Annotated in this window: 4 protein-coding genes; 1 reads left to right on the top strand and 3 read right to left on the bottom strand. The window is 63.0% G+C overall.

Annotated features, from left to right (window positions below; genetic code table 11):
- Positions 1-450: AAA family ATPase (locus I5W_RS10210; RefSeq protein WP_044529132.1), on the bottom strand; the 450-nt coding region annotated here is incomplete at its 3' end.
- Positions 451-708: 258 nt separating this feature from the next.
- Here I5W_RS10210 and fdxA point away from each other — a divergent pair.
- Positions 709-1,047, top strand: a complete 339-nt coding sequence (fdxA, locus tag I5W_RS10205; protein ID WP_017450809.1) for a ferredoxin FdxA — start codon at positions 709-711, stop codon at positions 1,045-1,047.
- A 70-nt stretch (positions 1,048-1,117) separates the two neighbouring features.
- Here fdxA and lolA read toward each other — a convergent pair whose 3' ends face one another.
- The gene (gene lolA / locus I5W_RS10200; protein ID WP_044529131.1) at positions 1,118-1,849 is read right to left on the bottom strand and encodes an outer membrane lipoprotein chaperone LolA; all 732 of its coding nucleotides are present in this window, start codon (positions 1,847-1,849) and stop codon (positions 1,118-1,120) included.
- Between the two features lie 120 nt (positions 1,850-1,969).
- A partial coding sequence (locus I5W_RS10195) for a DNA translocase FtsK (protein WP_044529130.1) occupies positions 1,970-3,353 on the bottom strand: 1,384 nt, incomplete at its 5' end.

Below are 3,353 nucleotides of genomic sequence, written 5' to 3'. Positions count from 1 at the left end.
GCAGCGCGAGTTGACCTCAAACGATGGATTCTCGGTCGTGGCCCCGATGAAAGTCACCAGGCCGCTTTCGGCATAGGGCAATAGCGCATCCTGCTGCGACTGTGAAAAACGATGGATTTCATCGACGAACAAGATGGTGTGCTTGCCCATGGACAGGTTCTGCTCGGCCTGCTCCATCGCCGCGCGGATATCCTTGACGCCCGAGAACACCGCCGACAAGGCGATGAATTCACACTGGAACGCCGTGGCCGTCAGCCGCGCCAGCGTGGTCTTGCCCACGCCCGGCGGGCCCCAGAAGATCATGGAGTGCGGCTTGCCGGACTGAAAGGCCAGACGCAAGGGCTTGCCTTCGCCCAGCAGGTGCGATTGGCCGATGACCTCATCCAGGGTCTTGGGACGCAGCGCTTCGGCCAGGGGCGCGGCGGGTTCTTGCGCGAACAGGTCAGCCATGGCGAGGCTCCTGCACATGGTTCAGGTCAACCAGGAAAAAGGGCCGCAGGGCGGTCTCGGAAATAAAGTTCATATTCATCAGGATGCGGGCGCAGCGCCGGATTGCAAGGCGCGTTCACCAAAGGCCGTAGTCTAACGCAGCAGGCCCGCATCAGGGGCGATCAGGCGCAACCATGCGCGGTCAGCAGGCAATCGGCACAGGCGCTAGAATGCGGCCTCGCCCTTTTCCTTCACCCTGCCCTTTTTCCACCGTCCTCCATGCCCTTCGTCGTCACCGATGCCTGTATCCAGTGCAAGTACACCGATTGCGTCAACGTCTGCCCGATGGATTGCTTCGTGGAAGGACCGAACTTCCTGGTGATCGACCCGGATGGCTGCATCGATTGCTCCATGTGCGTGCCGGAATGCCCGGTAGGTGCCATCTACAACGCCACCGACCTGCCCGCCGCCCTGGCCCACTTCGAAGACCTCAACGCCAGGCTGGCCAAGCTGCCCGGCTGGCAACCCATCACCCAGGTCAAGCCGCCCATGGCGGGACATGAGCAGTGGAAGGATGTGCCGGACAAGCTGGCGCTGCTGCAAATGCCCCCAGCCTGAGCCGCCGCTCCAAAAGAACAGCCCCGCAAGCGCAAGCCTGCGGGGCTGTGTTCTTGGCTGGCCGGCGTGATCAGTTGTTGAACACGTCGGCGCCCTTGGGAATGGTGAAGTTGAAGCTGTTGACCTTCAGCGGCGGGTTCTTCTCGAAGCTGTCGAAACTGAGCAGCGAGACCTGGCCGAAGGTATCGTGCAATTCCATCGCTACCGGGGTGCCATTCTTCAAGCCAATGCCGATGCTGTCGAAGGTGGTGTCGCGGCTTTTGGGGACGGCTTGCAGCCACTCCAGGCCGTCCTTGGTGCCGGCTTCCTTCAAGGTGAAGTTTTTTTCCAGGTCATTGCTGCCGAACAGGATGGCCGCCGGCGAGGAGCCCAGCGCATTGCCCAGTTGCTTGGTGGTGACCTGGTTCAGATCCTTGTCGTAGATGAAGAGTTTTTCCCCATCGGCCTGGATCACCTGTTCATAGGGCTTCTGGTAGGTCCAGATGAACTTGCCCGGGCGCGAAAACACGAAGCTGCCGCTGGAGGTGTTGACCACCTTGGACTTGCCGTTCTCGACGCGCACCATGCGCTGGGTGAAAGCGCCCTTGGCCGACTGCGTGCTGCTGACGAATTGCTTGAACTGGTCCAGGGCGGCGGCCGAGGCGCGGCCCGGGGTCAGCGCGGTGATGGTGATGGCGCCGGCCACGGCCAGGGCCGACAGGCCGGCAGCCATCATCAGGCGGCGCAGGTTGAAGCGGCGGGCTTGCGCGCCGCGCGAGCGGGAGGTGTTGCTGGAGTTGCTGTAATGACTGGAATTGTCCATGTTATTCGATTCCTTCTTGACGGAGTGCCACCGGCGAGGTGGCGGCCGGCACGATAGTGGCCGGCCTTCAGGGCGTTCTGAACGATGGGGGTGAGCGCTCGGTGAACGCTTGGCGCAAACTTACTCGGCAGCATCGCTGGCACCGGCCGGCACCAGGATTTCACGGTTGCCGTTGGATTGCATGGTGGACACCAGACCACTCTGCTCCATCTGCTCCAGCAAGCGCGCCGCGCGGTTGTAGCCGATGCGCAAGTGACGCTGCACCAGCGAGATCGAGGCGCGGCGATGTTTCAAGACCACGGCCACGGCCTGGTCGTACATCTCATCGCCCTCGCCGCCACCGGCGCCAGCCGCAGCACCGCTGCCGCCGCCACCCTCGGCGTCTTCCAGCACGCCTCCCTCTAGGATGCCCTCGATGTAATTCGGTTCCCCCTGGCTCTTGAGGTGTTCCACCACGCGGTGGACTTCATCGTCCGAGACGAAGGCGCCGTGGACCCGTACCGGCAGGCCGGTGCCGGGCGGGTTGTAGAGCATGTCGCCCATGCCCAGCAGGGTTTCCGCGCCCATCTGGTCAAGGATGGTGCGGGAGTCGATCTTGGACGAGACCTGGAAGGCGATACGGGTCGGCACGTTGGCCTTGATCAGGCCGGTAATGACGTCCACCGAGGGCCGCTGCGTGGCCAGGATCAGGTGGATGCCGGCTGCACGCGCCTTCTGGGCGATGCGGGCGATCAGTTCTTCGACCTTCTTGCCCACCACCATCATCAGGTCGGCCAGTTCGTCGATGATGATGACGATGGTTTCCAGTTGCTCCAGCGGTTCCGGGGCATCCGGGGTGAGGCTGAAGGGATTGGGGATCTTCTCGCCGCGCTTGTCGGCATCGGCGATCTTCTGGTTGTAGCCGGCCAGGTTGCGCACGCCCAGCTTGGACATCTTCTTGTAGCGGCGCTCCATCTCTTCCACCGCCCAGTTCAGGGCGTGGCCGGCCTGGCGCATGTCGGTCACTACCGGCGCCAGCAGGTGCGGAATGCCTTCGTAGATCGACAATTCCAGCATCTTGGGGTCGATCAGGATCAGGCGCACCTGGCGCGGCGAGGACTTGTAGAGCAGCGAAAGAATGGTGGCGTTGATGCCCACCGACTTGCCCGAGCCGGTGGTACCGGCCACCAGCAAGTGCGGCATCTTGGCCAGGTCGGCCACCACCGGGTTGCCGGCGATGTCCTTGCCCAGCGCCACGGTCAGGGTGGAATGGCTGTCGTTGTAGACCTTGGAACCGAGGATTTCAGTCAGACGCACAATCTGGCGCTTGGGGTTGGGCAGTTCCAGGCCCATGTAATTCTTGCCCTGGATGACTTCCACCACGCGAATCGAGGTCAGCGATAAGGAACGCGCCAGGTCGCGCGCCAGGTTGACGATCTGGCTGCCCTTCACCCCGGTGGCCGGTTCGATCTCGTAGCGGGTGATCACCGGGCCGGGATAGGCCGCCACCACCTTGACCTCCACG

Source organism: Herbaspirillum sp. B65 (assembly GCF_000333555.1).
GTDB lineage: Bacteria > Pseudomonadota > Gammaproteobacteria > Burkholderiales > Burkholderiaceae_D > Herbaspirillum > Herbaspirillum rubrisubalbicans.
Note: the sequence above shows the minus strand (reverse complement) of the source record. Positions and strands in the feature narration are given on the sequence as shown.